This is a genomic window from Halobacillus sp. Cin3, assembly GCF_947311855.1.
GTDB classification, from domain to species: Bacteria; Bacillota; Bacilli; order Bacillales; family Halobacillaceae; genus Halobacillus; species Halobacillus kuroshimensis.
Genome location: NZ_CAMZMV010000005.1, coordinates 160,679 through 180,216 on the forward strand (window position 1 = coordinate 160,679; position 19,538 = coordinate 180,216).

Consider the following 19,538-nt stretch of genomic DNA (forward strand, 5'->3'; position numbering starts at 1 on the left):
TGTAGAGCCCATCTCCTCCCCGGCCGTCTTTATAAATGAGACGCGCAAAGAGGGAGTAGGGTTACATCGTTCAGGGAATAGTTATTGATATGTGTCGTTTAAAAAGAATAAAGCGATCGTGCCCGGGCCGGAGTGGGCGCCGATGGTTGCACCGACATAATCGATGTGAATATCGGCTGTTCCAAACTGGTCCTTGATCATTTCTGCCAGCTGTTCGGCTCTTTCGAAATCATCCCCGTGGCTGATGGCCACACGCTGGTTTTTTAAATCATCTCCCCGCTCTTCCATGACTTCAAGCATACGCTTCAAGACTTTCTTGGATCCACGGATCTTTTCAAGGGGGATCAGCTTTCCACCCTCCATATGCAGAAGCGGTTTGATTTTCAGCAGTCCTCCGACGAAAGCTGCTGTCCGGCTCACCCGGCCCCCGCGCTGAAGGTATTCAAGGTCATCGACCGTAAAGATGTGTTCCATATGCTCTGCATGATAGGTTCCTGTTTCCAGAACGGTTTCAAGGTCTGCTCCCTCACGGGCGATTTCTGCGGCTCTTAAAACGATGAGACCGCATCCGAGGGAGGCAGCCTTGGTGTCCACCACTTCAAACGCGGCTTCCGGATAGTCCTCCTTGATTTCCTGCTCGACCATTTTAGCTGTCTGGTACGTCCCGGAAAGTTCGGAGGAGAAGGAGAAATAAATGAAAGGCTGGTTTTTTTCGGCGAGATTTGTAAACGTTTCTCTGAACGTCTGCGCAGAGACCTGAGCGGTTTTCGGTGCTTCTCCCTGACGCATCCGGTCGTATACATCCTTCGGGGTAATCGTCTCCCCATCCACATATTCCTCGTCTTTCATAATCACTTTTAAAGGGAGAGAGGTAATCCCATACTTTTCAACAGTGTCCCGGCTCAAGTCACTGGCCGAGTCACAAATAATCTGCACGTTCATTAGCGTCACCTACTGTCATAGAGTTTGTATGTTTAGTGTAGGCACAATCCTGTAGATAGTCAAAATAAAAAGTAAACCATCGTTCGACAAAATCAGGGTGTTTTCCTCAAGTTTAACTTGATTTTACCTACATCGGGTGATAAAAATGAATAGATGATAGAGGTTAGGAGGTTTTTAGGTGTTTACAGTAGAAATAAAAAGGATTCTGATTGTTTTGTTCGGTGCGGTCCTGAACGCGATTTCACTGAACTTATTCTTAATTGAAGCCAACGTTTATGCGAGCGGTTTTACAGGTGTCGCCCAGCTGTCGACGAGTATCTTAAATGATTTCGCCGGCATTCCGGTCAGTACCGGGCTGCTCTTATTCATACTTAATATTCCGGTGGCCATTTTAGGTTGGATGAAAGTAGGGAAGGGATTTACCGTTTATAGTGCCATTTCTGTTGCTTTTACGACGTTCTTTCTTGAAGTCATCCCTGTGATGCATTTGTCGGAAGATATCATCCTGAACGCGGTATTCGGCGGCGTCATCGGTGGTACGGGTGTAGGAATTACCTTGAAATGGGGGGCTTCCACGGGAGGTCTCGATATTATTGCGATGATTCTGTCGAGAATGAAAGACCGCCCGATCGGCATTTACTTCTTGATGATTAACAGTGCCATCATCGTGATTGCCGGTGTGCTTTACAAACCGGAAAACGCCCTTTATACACTCCTTACGCTTTATGTTACAACAAGGGTGATTGATGCGATCCACACACGTCATGAGAAGCTGACAGCGATGATCATTACATCCAGGGCAGCCGATCTTGAAAAAGCCATCCACGGGCACATGGTCCGTGGGATTACGACACTGCCTGCCCGTGGGGCGTTTACCCAGCAGGATAAAAACATGCTCATCATGGTCATTACGCGTTATGAACTTTATGACCTGCAGCATATCATTCAGGATGTGGATCCTAAAGCCTTTACGAACATCGTTCAGACGACAGGTATCTTCGGCTTTTTCCGAAAAGACGATCAATGATGTAACTTTTCCACCTCTGAAACGACGAATACATTAAATAGCATAAAGAGGAGTGGGGGTCATGAAAAACGTGCTAGCCGGTATCTTCGGAATAGCGCTCTTATTTGCCGCAGGATGCTCGAACCAATCGGAAGTCAAACAGGCGGAAGGTGAGGAGAGCGAAGAAGCGGCATCCGAGGAGATTACCGAGGATCAGCAGACGGAAATTGATATGGAGGGCCTGATCGAACAAATGGTTATGGATGCGGAAGTGGTTGTGGATTCCGGAGAAGTTTCGTTTGAGTTTTCCTTGAAGAATACGGGGGAGGACCCGGTCATTCTAGGCTTCACCTCAAGCCAGAAGTATGAAATCCAGGTGAAAGACAAAGAAGGAGAAGTGGTGTATACCTACTCCGCGGATCAGATGTTTGCGCAGGGTTTAACGACCGAGGAAGTCGAAGCAGGAGGCCTTCTGGAGGCTTCTGAAACGTGGCCGGCTGATATTGAGCCGGGAGACTACGAGGCAACGATGACGTTCCTTGTGGATACGATCAACGATCAGCCGCTGGATGCGAATCCTTTTGAAGTGACACAGTCATTCACCCTTGAAGGGAAGGACGCTGTAACCGAAGAGGAAGCAAAAACGGATGAAACCGGATTGAAAGAGGCCGAGTACGGGAAAGGGGAAGCTTTCCGTAAAGTGACGGTATCAGGAGAAAACGGGTCGTATGTCGTAAAGGGGGAAGCCCGCGTTTTTGAAGGATCTTTCCTTTACAGTGTGGAAGACGGTCATAACGTACAGGTATCCCCAACACCAGTAAAAGTTAAAGAGGGAGCCCCTTCCTGGTCTCCTTTTGAAATCAATATCTCCATTCCGAAAGAGGATATGCCGGACTACGGCATGGTTACTCTGATTTTATTTGAGGAAAGTTCAGACGACGGGCGTCCGATTCATCTGAACTATATTCCTCTTGAACAGGTACAGACGACCGAATAAAAAAACTGCCCTGCCGTTCTAAACGGCAGGGCTGTTTTTTAATATCCGTATTCTTCCAGTGTGCTTTTCACTTTCGGTGTAAGCTCATCCCAGTCTCCCTGTGGAAGCTTGTTCACAGTGATGAAGTTTTGGAAGCCGAATACGTTATCGACACCGTCCAGCTCCATTAGATCGTTCATGATTTTGTGCTCACTTGTCTGCCCGGGCATCACGGACACACTGCCGTCTCCCTGAAAGATCATGGATTCCGTCGTGAATTTGCGTGCATTCGGATTGGGTGTTTCCTGTACTTGTATAGCCATATGATTATCCTCCTCTGTTCCATCTGCTCCTATTCTATCAAAAAAATCATGTAATCAAAACTCCTAAACGTTATCAGGCGTGGGATGGGAATATCTGTGGTACAATGAGAGCAATGTTTGAGGAGGTGTGGAAGATGGAAACGAAACTAATTGAAGTTCTGCAGCCGATTAAAGAGAACGATTATGCTCTTCCAGAGGGGCAGAACCTGCAGGAATTGACGACGATGATGCTTCAGAAAATCGGAACGGTACATCCTGAGTTGAGAGATAACCTGATCCACTCCATTTTTACAACGTTTATTGAGCGTGGTCATTATTCGAATGACCAGTTGAAAAATATACTTCAGTCCGTCTTAAATAAAAATTATTTGTTTTACAGAATCGGTACGTCCAAGCAGGAGGAAGATGCCGTATTTAAGCGGAGCTTTTCCGTTTTACTGATTCCGCCCATTATGCAGAAGCACAGGGAAGCTCCTTTCCTGAAGGAAGAGGATGTCCACCGGGTGTGGGAGCATTTGAAGAAATACATGCAGCAGGAAAAAGACCACAGAGGTTATGTGGAAGGGAAGGGATGGGCCCACGCCATGGCTCATGCGGCGGATGCGATTTACAGTACAGCCGCCTGTGAGGAAATTACCCGTGAGGAAATTCTCCATATGCTTCCCGTCATCCGGGAACAGTTTCTCATCGACCAGCCTTACCTTTTTGATGAAGAAGAAAGAATGGTCACAGCTGTATTGATGATGTTCCGCAAAATTGACCATGTGGAGCGGATGGAATGGCTGGAGACCCTCCTTTATATAAGAGACGGGTGGCAGGACCCTAAGGAAGACATCATTATCAACAACAGCAAACATTTTATGAGAGCGATGTATTTCCGTATGCTTGAAGGGGATTACCGGGAGCTTCGACAGGTTTTAGAAAATCTTCTGAGGGAACTTAGGAAGCAGGAAGCCTATTAAACCTGGAGGAAGCCTATGATTCGATGGGGACTGTTTATCGGAACGACATCTGGGATTGTCCTTGGCCTGTACATGTGGTTCGTCGAGAAGATTACGGGGGATAAAGTGTATACGCTGTTGATGAACGTAGACTTTATTCCGTGGTTCGGAAGTATTGACTGGCCGGTACTTATGGAGTGGTTTTTTCATATGATCATATCCTGGATCATCGGTCTGGTGTATGTGTGGCTGTTTATGTACCGGGTCAAAAATACGTCCTGGAACCATTGGCGGGCAGCGGCTCTTTTGACAGCGCCTGCCGCCTTAACTTATGTCCCGCTTACCATCCTTGCTCTTAAGGAAACACCACCGGTGACAGATGGATCCGCCGTTCTCTTCTGGCTGATCGGTCATGTCCTTTATGCCGTGACCTTGAAAAAATCCTATGATCGTTTTACGTAAAAGGCGGGGTCTTCCCCGTCTTTTTCTCGTGAATGCGATCCGCCTCAGCGGCCAGGGCGGACAAAACGGCTCCTCCGGCCTGGATCCAGCTGCCGATCAGGTTGAGGGAGGGGGCTTCCTCCCCGCGCCGTTCTTTTCCTGACCCGACGGCCTGCATGGAATTCCCGATGACTTCCATCAGCTGACCGTTCAAAGTATAGACGGAAAAACGACTGGCGGGGCCTTTCAAAGTTTCGGAAAAGGCGATGGTTCCGCCGAGTGCCTGTAAAAGATTTCCCTGGATGACCAGGGTCAGCTCCTCGTTTTCCGGCAGATCCGCGAGCAGGCTGTAGACGATGGCTGTATTTCCTGAGGCCTGGATCAAGCTTCCGGCTGTACGGAGTGTAAAGGTTCCGTCTTCATTGGCAGCAAGCCCGTTTCCGGATGCTTGAAGAACGTTACCGATGAGATCGAGGTCGTCATTATCAATGGTTATGCTGACAGCCGAGGCGATTGTCCCTGCAGCGGTCACCCATAAACCGAAAGTCTGATCCTGTTCCATTTCTCTCCGCCTCCTTACAGCTATTGTATACAGGTGGGGGAGGGGGGGGTTCAGGAAAAGCGCAGAAGTTTTTGGAACCCACTAAAAAGGACTGCCGGAATTCAATCCGGCAGTCCGAAGAAAAAGCCTGTGTTATTCAGTCAGAGTTCGCCGCATGTCGTGTTGAGGGGACACGTTCCGCTTATCGGTGGATGCTTGCCGCGGGCACGGCCTCAACTAACTTGGTCAAGAAAACCATTGGACCAAGTGGATCTTCGGCTCGCGCTGTTCCCGCAGGCGTCACCACCGAACGTTCCTCGTGCCGACGTTGGAATATAGAGGAGAGAGATTGTGCACTAAGCAGGTTCGCAGATTCAAGAGAACGCATGGGCTGCGCTATTACCGCTTGTGTGGAAAACAAAAAGGGAAAGAACAGGCGCTGATAGCGGCTGCCTGCCGGAAAATGAAAAAGATTGTCCTCCATCAAGCAAGGGTGAGCGGGGTGAAGGAGAGTCTTTTTCGATGTTAAAAAACGCCCAAGGAACGGTGCCCCTTCCACTCCTGCGTAAGAACGAGTGGTCCGAGATCGCCGAGCGTGGGTTTTGCGAGGAAGCTCGGGCGCTCGTCCGCTCGTCCGCTCGTCCGCGGAAAGAGAAGGGGCTTTCGCTCCTGGCGGTAATAAAGAAAAAAGCTTATAAAGAAACAGAGGTTTCTCTACAAGCTGAGAAAAACACCCGCAGGACGGGTGTTTTTCTTTTTTATTAAATCATTAGGGGGGGGGGGCACTTCTGATATACCCCGGACAGACGGAAATCAATCCGATCTGAATAAAAAATTTACTGCAGGTTGTTATGATGGGCTTCCATCTGCTGCTCCAACTGCTGTAGCTGTTGTTTCTCCTGTTGTGAACATTGGCTATAGGCAGATTGGATCGCTTGTCTGGCCGCCTCCATATCCTGCTGGCTCGTAGCATCATGTCTTCCGCCACGCTGGGTGAAACGGTTGACTGCATCGCGCGCATTTTCAAAAAGGTTTTTCTCCATGGTTAAAACCCTCCTACTGTATGCCGGTCGGTTTCCATCTGTTTACGATCTGCATCTGTCAGCCTTTGCGGCTCCATGATGCTTTCGTCAAATGTCTCCACTTCCACCCGGCTGTTGTCTTTGCGGCTGTCCTGCTTACGCTGCTCCATGACAAGACCCTCCTGTCATAAAAAAAGCCTGAACGCTTTCACGTTCAAGCTTAGTATGGCTGAGAGCAGTGGCTTTAACCGAGGAAACCATTTCCTTTAGATCGCACGTTTATTAAGGCTCAAATACTGATCAAGAAAAGCCCCGATGCCGTCTTCTTCGTTCGTGCCAGTGATGTGATTGGCGACGTCCTTCAATTCGTTGATCGCATTTCCCATAGCAACGCCTACTCCGGCATAGTCGATCATTTCAAGATCATTATCCTCATCACCAAAAGCGATAATCCGGTCCTGGGGGATGTGGAAATAACGGGAGATCTTATCCAGGCCGACCGCCTTGTTCAGCCCTGCCCTTACAATTTCGATTACGTGATAGGGAGCGCCCCATTTGCGGTGGTCGATCAGGGCAGCGTGTTCATCCAGTTGCGCGCGGATCGCTTTAATTTTTTCCTCCTCCGGATGAATGAGAATGGAAGTCGGATCATCTTTTAAGTTGGCCTGCAGACGCCCGACCGTAATCGGATCATTTTTCGTCTGGAAAATACTCATGATGTCCTCGTCATATTGGTCAAGGTATACTTGATCCTTTACTTCTGCCAGGATGTTTTTGACGCCCAGTTCCTGGCAGGTATGAATGATTTTATGCGCAGTGCGGATCCCTAAAGGAGAGTGGATCGCATCCCAGCGGTGATCGGAAGGATGATGAATCAGTGCCCCGTTGAAATTGACCATCGGTGTTTCCAGTCCAAGCTCATGATAATAATCAATGCTTGCTCTGTGTGGACGGCCTGTAGCGATGACAACGATGTGTCCCTGATCCATAGCCTTTTGGACGATCCCCTTCGTTTTTTCACTGATTTTTTTCTCATCAGTCAAGAGGGTACCGTCTAAATCCAATGCAATTAAATGCTGTTCCATACTATTCACCTCATTTTGTATGTATAGTTTATCGGTCAGGTCATGGATTGTAAAGAATATCCTCCTTGATGACCTAACACTTTCCAATCAAGAACCGCAGTGTTACGATAAATTATAGACCGTTTTTATTAAACATGCCTTAAGGCCAAGTAAAGATTATCAGAAAGGAACCAGCCGCAATGATAGGGATATACCGTAATTCATACAAAAACGTACCAGCACTTACCATTGTAGATACAGAAAAACAGGACCAGCCGCTCCCTGTATTCATTTATTTTCACGGCTTTACAAGTGCGAAGGAGCACAATCTTCCACAGGCTTATATGCTCGCGCAGAAGGGCTACCGTGTAGTTCTGCCGGACAGCGCCTTTCACGGAGAGAGGGAAGAGGACCTTTCAAAAAAGGAACTCGATATGAAGTTCTGGGACATCGTTTATCAAAACCTGAAAGATCTGCAGGATCTAAAGGATGAACTTGACCGCCTTGATCTGATCCTTGACCGTCGTATCGGCGTAGGAGGCACATCCATGGGTGGAATCACGACAAGTGCAGCTTTGACGATGTATCCATGGATCCAGGCGTCAGCGGTCATGATGGGGTCGCCGAAAATTGTGGACTTTGCAGAGCGCACCATCAAAGGAGCTGAAAAGGCAGATCTTCATGTGCCGCTCAGTCAGGAGGATCTGGATGAGATGTATGATTCCCTGGCAGGCATCGACCTCTCCAGACAGATGGACAAACTGTTTGGACGGCCCTTGTTCTTCTGGCACGGAGATGCCGATCCAGTCGTACCGTTTGAGCATTCGTACGACTTCTATAATGAAGCGATCAAACAGTATAAAAATCCAGAAAACATCCGTTTCCTGAGGGAAGTGGGACGGGACCATAAAGTAAGCCGGTTCGGAATGGTTGAAATGGTAAATTGGCTGGAACTTGTGCTGTAACAGCGGGATTATTTTATTATCTCCAATATTTTGTTTATAATAGAGTTTGAAATACTGTGAAGGGGGAAGTAAATTGAGTACAACTGCATTGGAAGAAAACGCAATGGGCGCCCTTGAGAATGTCATTGACCCGGAACTCGGCATTGATATTGTCAACCTCGGTCTTGTCTATGGTGTTGATATAGAAGACAACGGAGACACAAAGGTGACAATGACCTTGACCGCCATGGGCTGCCCGCTCGCAGGACACATTGAGCAGGACGTTAAGCGCGCACTTGCTGATCTGCCTGAATTGAATGAGATTACCGTAAACATTGTTTGGAATCCACCTTGGACGAAGGACCGCATGAGCCGTTATGCGAAAATCGCTCTTGGAATTCCGGATTGATGAAAGGTGAGCCCCCTGCCGTATGAAATGCGGCAGGGGTTTTTACATAAGTAAAGCATTTGGATTGGGATAAGGAAGCGTGCAGTGCCTGCTCGTGAATACGAGAGGGAGGGAACGATATGAAAGAAGCGCCGGTTTTCCAAATCGTCGGGTATAAAAACAGCGGAAAAACATCCCTGCTCTCCGACTTGATTGCTTTTGGAGCAGAGCGGGAAGAAAAAGTAGCCGCAATCAAACGTCATACCCATGAAGAACCATTGAAGGTGATGCATCATGAAACAGACAGCTACCGCCTTCATGAGGCGGGTTCCTTTATGACAGGGGTCGACAGTCCCGGCCGTTTTCAGCTTGAGCTGTCCCATCAAGAGGACTATACGCTCGACAAGCTTATTTTTTTATACCGCCAGTTTGATCCGGATTTAATTGCTGTAGAAGGGTATAAGAACGAAGCCTACCCGAAAGCCGTCATCATCAAAAGGGAAGAAGATCTGGAACTGCTCGATCAACTGCACAATATCCAGCTGGTCATTACATGGAATGAAGCGATGACCGCGGGCGTTCCTTTTCCAGTGGTTGCACTGAAAGACTGGAGAAAGCGTCTGTCGGAGGTCTATCGTCTGGCGAAAGGGGAGGAGAGCTGTGAACGGTAAACAAGTATGGGTGACCGAAGAACCTTTGTCTCCCGGCGAGATTATTTCCAGGGTGACGCGTAGGGATGCAGGGGCAATCAACACGTTCATTGGTACGGTACGTGAGTTTACAAAAGGAAAAAAAACACTCTATTTACACTATGAGGCTTACCCAGCCATGGCAGAAAAGAAGCTTCAACAGATTGCAGACGAGATAGAGAAGCAGTGGCCGGGCACAACAACGGTGATGGCCCACCGTACCGGCCGCCTTGATATTACGGATATCGCTGTTGTGATTGCTGTTTCCACCCCGCACAGGGACGCGTCCTATGCGGCAAGCCGGTATGCCATCGAACGGATTAAGGAAATTGTCCCGATTTGGAAGAAAGAACACTGGGAAGATGGCGAAGAGTGGATCGGGAATCAGAAGGAAACAAAACCTGGAGTGCCGACGAAGGAGGAAAGCCGATGAATCAGCTGTTGTTTTTTGCCGGATTGAAAGAAGCTGCCGGTACGGAAAACGTTAACATGGATCTTGCCGGATTGACGGTGGAGGAAGTGAAAAAGAAGGTCTTTGAAGTCTACCCAAGTGAACAGCTTCAAACAAGTATGGTCGCGGTCAATGAAGAGTTTGCCGGTCAGGAACATAAAATTGAAGAAGGCGACACGATTGCCTTTCTTCCTCCGGTAAGCGGTGGCTGAAATAAGAAGGGATTCCCGCCCCTCCATATTGAGGTGAGTGGAAAGAGCGGGCTCTTGAACATCCACCGGATTTTTCTGCAAAATAAAGAGGCGTTTCACACCTGTGTGAAACGCCTCTTTTACACTTATAAGAATAAAACGACAAGTCCGCCGACGATGAAGCAGTAGAAAGCGAAGTATTTTAAGTTTCCCCGCTCCATAATGTTCATGAACCAGCGAAGAGAGTAATAGGAAGCGACTACCGAGCCGGCAAAGGCGAGAACATAGGCAATCCACGTACCTGTAGAACCGCCGGCATCCGCAATGACATCCTCTACCGAAAGCAGCATCGTCCCTAGACTGACAGGGATGAACAGAAGAAAAGAAAAGCGCAGCGCGGTTTCCTGCTTCATGCCAAGGAACATAGCCGCAACAATGGTCGCTCCTGATCGGCTGATGCCTGGGATCAAGGCAACCGCCTGTCCGATACCAACGATGAGCGCATCCTTCCACGTCATCTGCCCGTCACCTTTTCTGCCCTTCATGTTACGGATCAGCCATAAGGCGATTCCTGTAATGATCAGTGTGATTCCAACGGTCTGAACACTGGATAAGGTTTCAATCGCATCCCCGAGTAAAACGCCGAGAACACCTGCAGGAATTGTTCCGATAAACAAGTACAGGATGAAATCAAAATCATCTTTCTGCCTGCTGTCCCTCGTCATGATATAGCCGATGCCGTTTCTGATCAAACGGATCAGATCTTCTCTGTATATGATCAGGACGGCGACAAGAGAGCCGAAGTTTACGAGCACCTCAAAGGTGAGCCCCTTCAGGTTTAAGCCGAGCAGCTCCTGTACGATAACGAGGTGTCCGCTTGATGAAATCGGGATGGGTTCGGTAAACCCCTGGAATATCCCGAGAAATAAGTATTTAATAATCAGCCATATTTCTTCCATGTTTTTCTCCTCCTACACCTGGATCAACCATAGCTTTATCCACTATATCGTTGATTGATTTTTATGTACAATCGGTCTATTTATTCATATCTTCAGCTATTCAGACACATAAAAACGCTGCCATCCGAAGATAGCAGCGTTTTGGCTCAAGCTTCGTCCTTGATCAGACCGTCCCCAAGTACAACAGCGGCTAATGTGAAAAGAATGGTCATCACAATCACCTGACTGAAAGCGAAACTGCCTCCGGCCATGTTGCTGATCACATACGCTGACATAAAACTTAATACAAAAGCCCATAGAATTGTCCATATCATCCGCATCGTTACTCACCTCATTTACGCAATCTATTTCTATAGTAGCAGAATGTCGAAAAAAAAGAAATATGAAATCGCTTCATGAAAAGACATCAGGTGGAATAGGATGTAGGAAGATAAAGAAGGAGTGATTTTCTATGCTTGTAACCGTCCAGCCGTGCTTTCACTGGATTGGATTTCATATCACATCCTATCTTCTTCAGGAAGGCGTGGAAGTGATCGGGGTCGATCCTATTGAAACGAATCAGAGTGATTTCTTATATATGTATGTCGGCCGCAACAGTAATTTTCAACACTTTTTCCAAAAGGAAGATAAGGAAAACCACGTGCAGGGGACAGAGAAGGAAGCCTCTGTGGAATATGTCGATCATCACCTCCTTGTCCGGAAAAACGGGGAAACGCTCTGGGTGAAACTTCCCGCCCTGTACGGTGAATGGATGGACCTTCAGCGGTTTGGTATTCAAGATAAGGACCAGCTGAAATCATGGATTAAGAAAAAAGAAGCGGTGTATATCGGAGACTTTCTGAACGACTTACTTAAGAGCCTTTTACACAATCAGTCTTTTCAGCTTTCCAGCCATGTCGAAGATGAGGAATTAATGGAACAGCGGATCGAAGCCGTCTTCCACAGCCAGCAGCTCCTTTGTTGACCCCCTGCCCTCCCGGCATAGCGTTCTCTTTGAAAAAGATGTAGAATAAAGGGATAGACTAGCCGCAGGGGTTTAGGAGTGCATACCGTTGAAAAATCAAGTCATCATGATTCTGCTTCTGATTCTTTTTCTAGCTGGCTGCCAATGGTTCCCTGGATATGAAAAGGACGCCGATGTCGGCCTTCTCGTGGAAACTTCGATTGACGATAAATCCTGGGGACAGCAGGGGTACCAGGGGCTGAAGGCGATTCAGGAAGAGTATGGGGTGGATATCTATTATAAAGAAGAAATCCGCAGCTACCAGCAATCGGCGGAAGCCGTGGAAGAGCTTGTTCAGCAGGGAGCTGAGGTGATTTTCGGACACAGCAATATCTATGGAAATTACTTCCGTGAGCTGCATCAAGCGTATCCTGATATTGATTTCATATACTTTAACGGTCAGTTTGCCGCTGAAAATGTAACCAGCCTGAACTTTGATGCGCGGGCAATGGGTTTTTTCGGGGGCATGGTCGCCGGTGAAATGACGAAGGCGGATCAGGTTGGTTTGATTGGTGCCTTTGAATGGCAGCCCGAGGTGGAAGGATTTTATGAGGGTGTGAAGTATCAGAATCCGGAGGCAGACGTCGATGTGGCTCTTTTGAACAGCTGGGAAAACACAGAACTTGCTCTTATGCAGTATGAAAGAATGAAGGACAAGGGAGCTGACGTTTTTTACCCGGCGGGTGATTTGTTTGCGGTGCCCATTATTGAACAGGCGAGGGAAGATGGGCATCTTGCAGTCGGTTACTTGGAAGACCAGTCCTCCATTGCTGCTCAAACGGTTCTGACGAGCACGGTTCAAAACGTTGATGAAGTATACAAATTGGCTATGGAACGTTATATCAATGGAGACCTTCCTGGAGAAGCACTGACCTTTGATTTCAGCGAAGGAGCGATTACGATGGGGGAATTCAGTCCTGTCGTTCCGGAAGAATTCCAGGAGAATCTGGAAGCGGAAGTGGAAAACTATAAGGAAACGGGCACGCTTCCGCAGTGAAAAAAGACTTTGAGGCTTCTGCCTTCAAAGTCTTTTTTTGTTCATTTCTTAAATTTATCCATAAACGGCTTCATCATCGGAGAAATGGATTTCCATGTTTTCGAAGCTTCCTGAAATAAGTCGGGGAACTGGAGGGAAGACTCCTTTTCTTTTTCCTGCTCTTCACGGTCATCGTCTTTTTTGAACCCCCAGAAATCATCAAAGGGGGAGGAATTGCGCTTGGCCATCAATGATACACCTCCTTATTTCTACAATATGAACAAAAGCCCCGGCCATGTGGGCGGCTTTTTTATAGAAATGGAAGGCACCGCATTTTTTTGAACGGGGAGGAGATGGCGGCGTGCTTGCAGAAATGTTCTGTATGAATTAGAATTAGTACCAAGTCATAAGAATTGATATTAGATATTACCTTTAAGGGGATGAACATATGAAGGCAGGATTCTTAGGAATAGGACACTACACGCCTGAAAAAGTATTGACCAACAAAGATATGGAGAAAATAGTAGATACAAGTGATGAATGGATCCGGACGCGGACAGGAATTGAAGAGCGCCGCATCGCCTCCGATGATATGGACACTTCTGACCTTGCTGTCCGCGCCTCTCAGGAAGCTTTGAAGGATGCCGGTCTGGACATTCAGGACATCGATATGATTCTTGTAGCGACTGTCACTCCGGATACGCCTTTCCCTTCGGTCGCAACCGTACTTCAGGAAAAGCTGGGAGCAAGAAAAGTGGCCGCTATGGACTTGAGTGCCGCCTGTGCAGGATTCATGTACGGGGTGATAACAGCGAAACAATTTATTGAGTCAAACGCCTATCAGAATGTACTCGTTGTCGGTGTTGAGAAACTGTCTAAAATTACGGACTGGAGCGATCGTAATACGTGTGTTCTCTTCGGAGATGGCGCGGGTGCAGCTGTTATCGGTCCTGTCAGTGATGACAAAGGTATCCTTTCCTTCGAACTTGGATCTGACGGATCAGGCGGTAAGCACCTATACCAGAAACCTGAGGAAAAGCTGCAAATGAATGGTCGTGAAGTATTCAAGTTCGCGGTCCGTCAAATGCCGGAATCATCCGTGAACGTAGTTAAAAAGATCGGCTTAAGTGAGCAGGATGTTGATTACCTGGTGCCTCACCAAGCCAACATTCGTATTATGGAAGCGGCCCGCCAGCGTCTTGGAATACCGGAAGAGAAAATGTCTACAGCCGTTAAACGGTACGGAAATACCTCTTCTGCTTCTATTCCAATCGCTTTGTCAGAGGACGTGAAGGCAGGTAAAATTAAAGATAATGATCTAGTAGTTCTTGTCGGATTCGGCGGCGGTCTCACATGGGGTGCCGTAGCTCTTCGATGGGGTAAGTAACCAAGGAGGAATTTTCATGGATAAACAACGTGTCGTCATTACTGGAATGGGAGCCGTAACTCCTGTCGGTAATACAGTGGAAGAAATGTGGAACAGTATTAAAAACGGCGTGTCCGGTATCGGAGAAATCACAAAAGTGAATAAAGACGATTACCCGGTGCATGTCGCTGCGGAATTGAAGGATTTCGACCCTTCCAAGTGGGTGGATCGTAAAGATGCACGCCGTATGGATCCATTTGTCCAATACGCCATGGCTGCTTCTCATATGGCCGTTGAAGATGCCGGCCTTGAAATTACAGAAGATATTGCGCCGCGTACCGGAGTATGGATCGGATCAGGAATCGGAGGCATGGGAACGTATGAGTCCCAGTTTGAGACCTTCCAGGAGAAAGGATACCGTCGTGTCAGCCCATTCTTCATCCCGATGATGATTCCGGATATGGCTGCAGGACAGGTGTCGATTTCTCTCGGTGCGAAAGGAATCAACTCCTGTACAGTAACGGCCTGTTCTTCAGGTGCCAACTCGATTGGAGATGCCTACAAGGTTATCCAGCGTGGAGACGCGGACATTATGATTGCGGGTGGTACGGAAGCACCGATGAACAAAATGTCCTTCGCAGGGTTCGCATCCGCCCGTGCGCTTTCCTTGAATGAAGATCCAAAGACTGCGAGCCGTCCGTTTGACCAGAACCGTGATGGTTTTGTTATGGGTGAAGGTGCAGGGATTCTCATTCTTGAGACGCTCGAATCTGCGAAAAAACGCGGAGCGAAAATCTACGGTGAAATCACAGGTTACGGATCGACAGGAGATGCGTATCACATTACTTCTCCAGCCCCGGAAGGCGAAGGAGCATCAAGAGCTATGCTTCAAGCCATCGATGATGCCGGCCTGAAACCAGAGAATATCGATTATTTGAACGCTCATGGAACATCTACAGAGCTGAATGATAAATTTGAAACCCATGCGGCGAAGACTGTATTCCAGGATTATGCCGGAAAACTGGCGATTTCTTCTACAAAATCGATGACTGGTCACCTGCTGGGAGCTGCCGGTGCGGTTGAGGCGGTTATTTCATTGAAAGCGATCAATGATGGCATTCTGCCTCCAACGATTAATTATGAAACACCGGATCCGGAATGTGATCTGGATTATGTACCGAACGAAGCCCGTCACCAGGACGTGAACACAGTGATGAGTAATTCCCTCGGTTTCGGTGGACACAACGTCAGTCTGATCTTCCAAAAATATCAGGATTAATAGAAAAGAGTCCGATGTGTCGTTATGACACATCGGACTCTTTTTCTTCTTCGAAAAATTGTTCCAACGTCTGAGCGGTCTCTACAAAATCATGATTCAGCACGAGGCCGACCGGATAGTCCTTCCGTTCATTCCATACGTTATCATTAGTCGGAACACTCATCATGTCGATGCTCCCGGAAGATTGGAAAAGAATATCCTTCCCGGCATTAAGAATGCTTGTTCCACTTAGATTGGTGTCGATGTAGGGCTGAATGGAGCCGACGAGGCGGGGAGCTTTCAAAACACCCTGCACAGACAGCAGTTCGTCCTTCAAAATTTGAATCACCTTCTGCTGGCGCTCCACTCTGCCAAAGTCTCCCGAAGCATCACTACGGAAGCGGACATAACCAAGCAGTTCATCTCCGGATAGAGTCTGGTCTCCCTGCTTGAGGTCAATATTGGTTGAGCCGTCCCCGGACGTATACTGCATATCTTTCTCTACGTCGATTTCTACTCCGTCAGGGGAGAGGGTGTCCACAATTTCGGTAAAACCGTTAAAGTCTATGATCGAATAGTACTCAGCTTCAACACCGAAGTTTTCAGCGATCGTTTCACGGAGGAGTTCAGGTCCGCCGATGGCAAAAGCTGCATTCAATTTGTTTTTGCCGTGACCTGGAATGTCCACATACATATCTCTCATTAATGAAACGATCTTCGTACTCTGCGTCTTTTTATCATACTGAGCCAGCATCATCGTATCCGTTCGGGACACTTCTGAACCTCTCTGGTCAATACCGAGAAGGAGGACCATCATTTGGTCGTCCCCATTATCGACACCTTTAAATTCATCCTTATAGAGGCTTTCCGTCGTTTCTGAGAAGGCATTCTCGGCCGATGCGGTCTGGTTATTGAGAGAACGGTGCTTGCCGGCTAAAAATTCGTAAGCGGTATAACTGCTGAAGGCCAGCAATATAAAAGCGAACAGGGCGATTATCCCCTTGCGTCTGCGGCGTTTATTCCGTCTTTTCCGCAAGGAACGGGAATTACTCAAACCTCATCATCCTTTCAAAGTAGAAACGTACCTGATAAATAATGTACCTGTTAATGGAAGAGTTGTAAAGACTGGGATTTCTCAGTATTTCCGCGCATTTCCAGAAGATTTTCTTCATAAGATAGCTGTAGGAGGACGAGCAGGGAGGAGGCTGCCTGTGTGGTATTGGTTATTGCTGTTAACCGGTTTCGGTTTTGCTGTGGCTGGAGGGACGATCACAATCACCTATTTGAACTTTGTTCCCGCAGGTCTCAGCTGGATTGAATTTTTCCTGCTGATCCGAACCCGCCTGGAATGTTACTTGTTTCCTCTTGGGATTCTACTCATAACAACGGCCCTGATTTTAATGGATGATTAATTTTCTAAAATATGGATTGAAAGAATAAAAAAGCCAGTAATGGTCATAATGTAACCAAAAGAGATCACTGATTGAAAGTGAGGGTCCGTAATGTTATACATGCATGATCTATGGGTGAACTGGTTTGAAGGTGAAGAGAACGGGTACAACGTGTGCCGTTTCCATGAGTGGAGGAAAGAAGACGGCATCGAATTGATCGATCAGATTCCACTTTTGTTTGTGAATGATGAGCTGTTTCATTTTATTGAAAACGACCTTCAGGATCTGCCGCCGGCACTGCTTCAGGATATCCATGGGAAGACGTATATGAAAAAGAACCAGGAGCGGCAGACCGTGGATTATGCTGCGGTTGTGACGAATGGTAAGGATGTCGTCGTTTTTGACACCATCGGCTATACCCTCCCGGTCAAGAAGAGCCGTCTGATTCCAAGGCAGGAACGTCTTGTTTTTGAAATGGTTCAGGGGAAAACGCCGGAATCCTATTATATGGATAAAAACATTTTGAAAGAGCATCATATTTTATCCCTTGATCCCCGGAAAATGGCCGGCTTAACCCGCAGGGAACGGCAGTTAAAGCAGCTGCTTATGATGGCGCTTGATCAGCTGAAGAATTCGGACCATCCTGAGGAAGTACGCTACTGGCTCACAGAATGGGATCCGGGTCAATATGCGTCCATCAAGCAGTTCAGTGTACAGGAAGCCTGGGACCGTTTGTATAAAGGGACATGCAGCGGGTGGTCAATGGTTCATGAAGAATTATGTAAGAAGATGGTTAAAGGACAACCATTCTTTGAAACCATCTGGCACGGAGAGAATGAACGCGTTTCCCAACATATGAACAGCCGGAATTGAGAAGACTCAATTCCGGCTGTTTTTGATTTATTTCTTTTTCACTCTTCCAAGGCCCATGGCTTTTTTCGCTTTCCGGATCATCTTCCCGGCTTCATAAGACGCTTTTTCAGCACCTTGATCAAGAATATCATCCAGCTCTTCCGAGTCAATCAGGCTTTCATAGCGGTCTTGAATCGGTTTGAGAACGGAAATGACTGCTTCCGCCACTCCCTGCTTGAAGTCGCCGTATCCTTTTCCTTCATATTTCTTTTCCAAATCGCTGATGGAAACACCACTGCAGGCAGATTCAATGGTAAGCAGGTTGGAGACGCCTGGTTTGTTTTCCTTATCGTATTTCACAATTCCGTCCGAATCGGTCACTGCGCTTTTCACTTTCTTCAAGATTTTTTTCTCGTCATCCAGCATTGAAATGAAGCCTTTCTGGTTCTCATCGGATTTACTCATTTTTTTCGTTGGGTCCTGCAGGGACATAATCCGGGCTCCTGCTTTAGGAATGCGCACTTCCGGAATCGTGAAAATGTCATTGAATTTGTTGTTGAAGCGCTGGGCCAGGTTTCGTGTCAGCTCCAAGTGCTGTTTCTGATCATCGCCGACAGGCACTACATCCGTTTTATAAAGAAGGATGTCAGCAGCCATCAATGGAGGGTACGTCAGGAGGCCGGAAGAAACGCCGTCCTTACCTCCGGAGGCAGACTTATCCTTAAACTGTGTCATTCTTTCCAGTTCTCCGATATAACTGATGCTCTGGAGCATCCATCCAAGCTGAGTGTGTTCAGGAACTTCAGACTGGATGAACAAGGTTGCTTTGTCCGGATCAATGCCTGAAGCCAGATACAAAGCAGCGAGAGAACGGATGTTCTTTCTGAGCTCCAAACGGTCCTGGGGAACGGTAATGGCATGCTCATCTACTATACAGAAATAGCAGTTGTTCTCATCCTGAAGCTCTGTAAAGTGTTTCATAGCCCCGATATAGTTACCCAGCGTCAATGTTCCACTCGGCTGAATACCGGAAAAAATCGTTTTTGTCATTTTTTTCACCTCTGGTTTAGTTTATAAGTAAGAAAAGCAGGGATATAAAAAAGCCATTCATCCCTTCCATATGGAAGGGACGAATGACCGTGGTGCCACCCTTATTACTTTCGTTTAAACAAACGAAAGTCTCTCGAATCGTTAACGCCGATGCTACGTCTATCAGAAGCTCCGAAGACCCAATTCCCGTTCATGCCCTCAGCTGTTCACAGCAGCCACAGCCTCTCTGGAGAGGGGAGATGAACCGTACTTAATCTTCTTCCCAGCTTTTCATCTTATGTTTGAAGTAGTTTTGTATTATAGCGTAACACCGGTATTTCCGCAAGTATCTATAGAAGATAGTAAATGACAAGTAAAATAAGTAAACCCACCATTAAGACGAAACCATGGAATAAGAAGAAGCGCGGCCAGGAGCCGCTGATTGTCTTAGAAGGAAGGGGCTTATCCTGCCAGTCGTCCATATAATCCCCGTTTTTACTCATTCTATTGGTGAAGCGCCGGAACCCGTAGGTAATTCCATCAAAAAAACCTCCGCGGGTCACCCACGCCATCAACCCGATCCCTAAATAGAAGAAGGACAGGTAAAAGAGCTGGTTAATGTAATGATTAAGATCGTATACAGGGGCGAGGATGATGAATAATAAAGTAGCGACCGCCAGATTAATACCGGTCATCATCCATTTATTTCTCATGATGCTCACAAGGTCTCCACCTTTCTGACAAACTCACCCATCATTATAGCATGGAGAGCAAGTATGAAGGCA

General features: G+C 47.3%; 28 protein-coding genes and 1 other annotated feature. Of the genes, 16 read left to right on the forward strand and 12 right to left on the reverse strand.

Annotation, left to right across the window (positions count from 1 at the left end):
* Nucleotides 1-81: 81 nt before the first annotated feature.
* Complete coding sequence (locus tag QMA39_RS16135; RefSeq protein ID WP_027956490.1) at nt 82-942, reverse strand: DegV family protein; 861 nt, start codon at nt 940-942, stop codon at nt 82-84.
* A 178-nt stretch (nt 943-1,120) separates the two neighbouring features.
* On the opposite strand from QMA39_RS16135, the gene QMA39_RS16140 reads away from it, so the two are divergent.
* Complete coding sequence (locus tag QMA39_RS16140) at nt 1,121-1,969, forward strand: YitT family protein (protein WP_027956489.1); 849 nt, start codon at nt 1,121-1,123, stop codon at nt 1,967-1,969.
* Nucleotides 1,970-2,030: 61 nt separating this feature from the next.
* On the forward strand, nt 2,031-2,945 hold the full coding sequence (locus QMA39_RS16145) for a BsuPI-related putative proteinase inhibitor (RefSeq protein WP_051254767.1): 915 nt from the start codon (nt 2,031-2,033) through the stop codon (nt 2,943-2,945).
* A 38-nt stretch (nt 2,946-2,983) separates the two neighbouring features.
* Here the strand turns inward: QMA39_RS16145 and QMA39_RS16150 are convergent, their stop codons facing one another.
* Nucleotides 2,984-3,247, reverse strand: a complete 264-nt coding sequence (locus QMA39_RS16150; RefSeq protein WP_027953509.1) for a NifU N-terminal domain-containing protein — start codon at nt 3,245-3,247, stop codon at nt 2,984-2,986.
* Nucleotides 3,248-3,381: 134 nt separating this feature from the next.
* Here QMA39_RS16150 and QMA39_RS16155 point away from each other — a divergent pair, with 134 nt between their 5' ends.
* Both QMA39_RS16155 and QMA39_RS16160 read left to right on the forward strand, forming a co-directional pair.
* The gene (locus QMA39_RS16155) at nt 3,382-4,209 is read left to right on the forward strand and encodes a DUF2785 domain-containing protein (RefSeq protein ID WP_027953510.1); all 828 of its coding nucleotides are present in this window, start codon (nt 3,382-3,384) and stop codon (nt 4,207-4,209) included.
* A 15-nt stretch (nt 4,210-4,224) separates the two neighbouring features.
* Entirely contained in the window at nt 4,225-4,650 is a 426-nt protein-coding gene (locus QMA39_RS16160; protein ID WP_281659325.1) for a hypothetical protein, read from the forward strand.
* On the opposite strand, the gene QMA39_RS16165 is transcribed toward QMA39_RS16160, so the two are convergent.
* Nucleotides 4,643-5,191, reverse strand: coding sequence for a hypothetical protein (locus QMA39_RS16165; RefSeq protein ID WP_051254552.1), 549 nt, complete (start codon nt 5,189-5,191; stop codon nt 4,643-4,645). The two genes, QMA39_RS16160 and QMA39_RS16165, sit on opposite strands and share 8 nt — an antisense overlap.
* Before the next feature lie 387 nt (nt 5,192-5,578).
* Here QMA39_RS16165 and QMA39_RS16170 point away from each other — a divergent pair, with 387 nt between their 5' ends.
* A complete protein-coding gene (locus QMA39_RS16170; protein ID WP_281659326.1) occupies nt 5,579-5,935 on the forward strand; it encodes a hypothetical protein in 357 nt (118 codons plus the stop codon).
* A gap of 71 nt (nt 5,936-6,006) precedes the next feature.
* Here the strand turns inward: QMA39_RS16170 and QMA39_RS16175 are convergent, their stop codons facing one another.
* The 3 genes from QMA39_RS16175 to QMA39_RS16185 all read right to left on the reverse strand — a co-directional run bounded on the left by QMA39_RS16175 (nt 6,007) and on the right by QMA39_RS16185 (nt 7,277).
* Nucleotides 6,007-6,213, reverse strand: coding sequence for a DUF3813 family protein (locus tag QMA39_RS16175; RefSeq protein WP_027953513.1), 207 nt, complete (start codon nt 6,211-6,213; stop codon nt 6,007-6,009).
* A gap of 2 nt (nt 6,214-6,215) precedes the next feature.
* Nucleotides 6,216-6,362 carry a hypothetical protein gene (locus QMA39_RS16180; protein ID WP_169516175.1) on the reverse strand — a complete coding sequence of 49 codons (147 nt, stop codon included), beginning with the start codon at nt 6,360-6,362 and terminating at the stop codon, nt 6,216-6,218.
* 96 nt (nt 6,363-6,458) lie between these two features.
* Nucleotides 6,459-7,277, reverse strand: a complete 819-nt coding sequence (locus tag QMA39_RS16185) for a Cof-type HAD-IIB family hydrolase (RefSeq protein WP_027953514.1) — start codon at nt 7,275-7,277, stop codon at nt 6,459-6,461.
* A 179-nt stretch (nt 7,278-7,456) separates the two neighbouring features.
* On the opposite strand from QMA39_RS16185, the gene QMA39_RS16190 reads away from it, so the two are divergent.
* The 5 genes from QMA39_RS16190 to moaD all read left to right on the forward strand — a co-directional run bounded on the left by QMA39_RS16190 (nt 7,457) and on the right by moaD (nt 9,940).
* Entirely contained in the window at nt 7,457-8,221 is a 765-nt protein-coding gene (locus QMA39_RS16190) for an alpha/beta fold hydrolase (protein WP_281659327.1), read from the forward strand.
* A gap of 103 nt (nt 8,222-8,324) precedes the next feature.
* Nucleotides 8,325-8,609 (forward strand): metal-sulfur cluster assembly factor, encoded by a 285-nt coding sequence (locus QMA39_RS16195; protein ID WP_035531397.1) that lies wholly within the window; start codon nt 8,325-8,327, stop codon nt 8,607-8,609.
* A 119-nt stretch (nt 8,610-8,728) separates the two neighbouring features.
* On the forward strand, nt 8,729-9,259 hold the full coding sequence (gene mobB, locus QMA39_RS16200; protein WP_281659328.1) for a molybdopterin-guanine dinucleotide biosynthesis protein B: 531 nt from the start codon (nt 8,729-8,731) through the stop codon (nt 9,257-9,259).
* Nucleotides 9,249-9,710, forward strand: a complete 462-nt coding sequence (locus QMA39_RS16205; RefSeq protein WP_027953518.1) for a molybdenum cofactor biosynthesis protein MoaE — start codon at nt 9,249-9,251, stop codon at nt 9,708-9,710. Before mobB ends, QMA39_RS16205 begins: the two co-directional genes overlap by 11 nt.
* The gene (gene moaD, locus QMA39_RS16210; protein ID WP_027953519.1) at nt 9,707-9,940 is read left to right on the forward strand and encodes a molybdopterin converting factor subunit 1; all 234 of its coding nucleotides are present in this window, start codon (nt 9,707-9,709) and stop codon (nt 9,938-9,940) included. Before QMA39_RS16205 ends, moaD begins: the two co-directional genes overlap by 4 nt.
* 125 nt (nt 9,941-10,065) lie before the next feature.
* Here the strand turns inward: moaD and QMA39_RS16215 are convergent, their stop codons facing one another.
* Together QMA39_RS16215 and QMA39_RS16220 are read right to left on the reverse strand one after the other, a co-directional pair.
* Complete coding sequence (locus QMA39_RS16215; RefSeq protein ID WP_027953520.1) at nt 10,066-10,878, reverse strand: undecaprenyl-diphosphate phosphatase; 813 nt, start codon at nt 10,876-10,878, stop codon at nt 10,066-10,068.
* 146 nt (nt 10,879-11,024) lie between these two features.
* Nucleotides 11,025-11,198 carry a DUF2929 family protein gene (locus QMA39_RS16220; protein ID WP_084162939.1) on the reverse strand — a complete coding sequence of 58 codons (174 nt, stop codon included), beginning with the start codon at nt 11,196-11,198 and terminating at the stop codon, nt 11,025-11,027.
* Nucleotides 11,199-11,329: 131 nt separating this feature from the next.
* Here QMA39_RS16220 and QMA39_RS16225 point away from each other — a divergent pair, with 131 nt between their 5' ends.
* Nucleotides 11,330-11,842, forward strand: a complete 513-nt coding sequence (locus QMA39_RS16225; RefSeq protein ID WP_206931686.1) for a hypothetical protein — start codon at nt 11,330-11,332, stop codon at nt 11,840-11,842.
* An 88-nt stretch (nt 11,843-11,930) separates the two neighbouring features.
* Nucleotides 11,931-12,878, forward strand: coding sequence for a BMP family ABC transporter substrate-binding protein (locus tag QMA39_RS16230; protein WP_206931691.1), 948 nt, complete (start codon nt 11,931-11,933; stop codon nt 12,876-12,878).
* Nucleotides 12,879-12,919: 41 nt separating this feature from the next.
* Here QMA39_RS16230 and QMA39_RS16235 read toward each other — a convergent pair whose 3' ends face one another.
* The gene (locus QMA39_RS16235; RefSeq protein ID WP_281659329.1) at nt 12,920-13,108 is read right to left on the reverse strand and encodes a hypothetical protein; all 189 of its coding nucleotides are present in this window, start codon (nt 13,106-13,108) and stop codon (nt 12,920-12,922) included.
* Nucleotides 13,109-13,305: 197 nt separating this feature from the next.
* Here QMA39_RS16235 and QMA39_RS16240 point away from each other — a divergent pair, with 197 nt between their 5' ends.
* Together QMA39_RS16240 and fabF are read left to right on the forward strand one after the other, a co-directional pair.
* On the forward strand, nt 13,306-14,244 hold the full coding sequence (locus tag QMA39_RS16240) for a beta-ketoacyl-ACP synthase III (protein WP_027953524.1): 939 nt from the start codon (nt 13,306-13,308) through the stop codon (nt 14,242-14,244).
* Between the two features lie 16 nt (nt 14,245-14,260).
* Nucleotides 14,261-15,502, forward strand: coding sequence for a beta-ketoacyl-ACP synthase II (gene fabF / locus QMA39_RS16245; RefSeq protein ID WP_027953525.1), 1,242 nt, complete (start codon nt 14,261-14,263; stop codon nt 15,500-15,502).
* Between the two features lie 22 nt (nt 15,503-15,524).
* Here fabF and QMA39_RS16250 read toward each other — a convergent pair whose 3' ends face one another.
* Nucleotides 15,525-16,535, reverse strand: a complete 1,011-nt coding sequence (locus QMA39_RS16250) for an LCP family protein (protein WP_281659330.1) — start codon at nt 16,533-16,535, stop codon at nt 15,525-15,527.
* Nucleotides 16,536-16,692: 157 nt separating this feature from the next.
* Between QMA39_RS16250 and QMA39_RS16255 the strand changes: the two genes are divergently transcribed.
* Nucleotides 16,693-16,893 (forward strand): hypothetical protein, encoded by a 201-nt coding sequence (locus QMA39_RS16255; RefSeq protein ID WP_160834913.1) that lies wholly within the window; start codon nt 16,693-16,695, stop codon nt 16,891-16,893.
* A gap of 90 nt (nt 16,894-16,983) precedes the next feature.
* On the forward strand, nt 16,984-17,745 hold the full coding sequence (locus QMA39_RS16260) for a YjbA family protein (protein ID WP_281659331.1): 762 nt from the start codon (nt 16,984-16,986) through the stop codon (nt 17,743-17,745).
* Between the two features lie 27 nt (nt 17,746-17,772).
* Here QMA39_RS16260 and trpS read toward each other — a convergent pair whose 3' ends face one another.
* Nucleotides 17,773-18,774, reverse strand: coding sequence for a tryptophan--tRNA ligase (trpS, locus tag QMA39_RS16265; RefSeq protein ID WP_206931697.1), 1,002 nt, complete (start codon nt 18,772-18,774; stop codon nt 17,773-17,775).
* Between the two features lie 72 nt (nt 18,775-18,846).
* Nucleotides 18,847-19,047 (reverse strand) — a binding site (T-box leader).
* 56 nt (nt 19,048-19,103) lie between these two features.
* Nucleotides 19,104-19,466, reverse strand: a complete 363-nt coding sequence (locus QMA39_RS16270) for a DUF3899 domain-containing protein (protein ID WP_242520213.1) — start codon at nt 19,464-19,466, stop codon at nt 19,104-19,106.
* Nucleotides 19,467-19,538 lie beyond the last annotated feature (72 nt).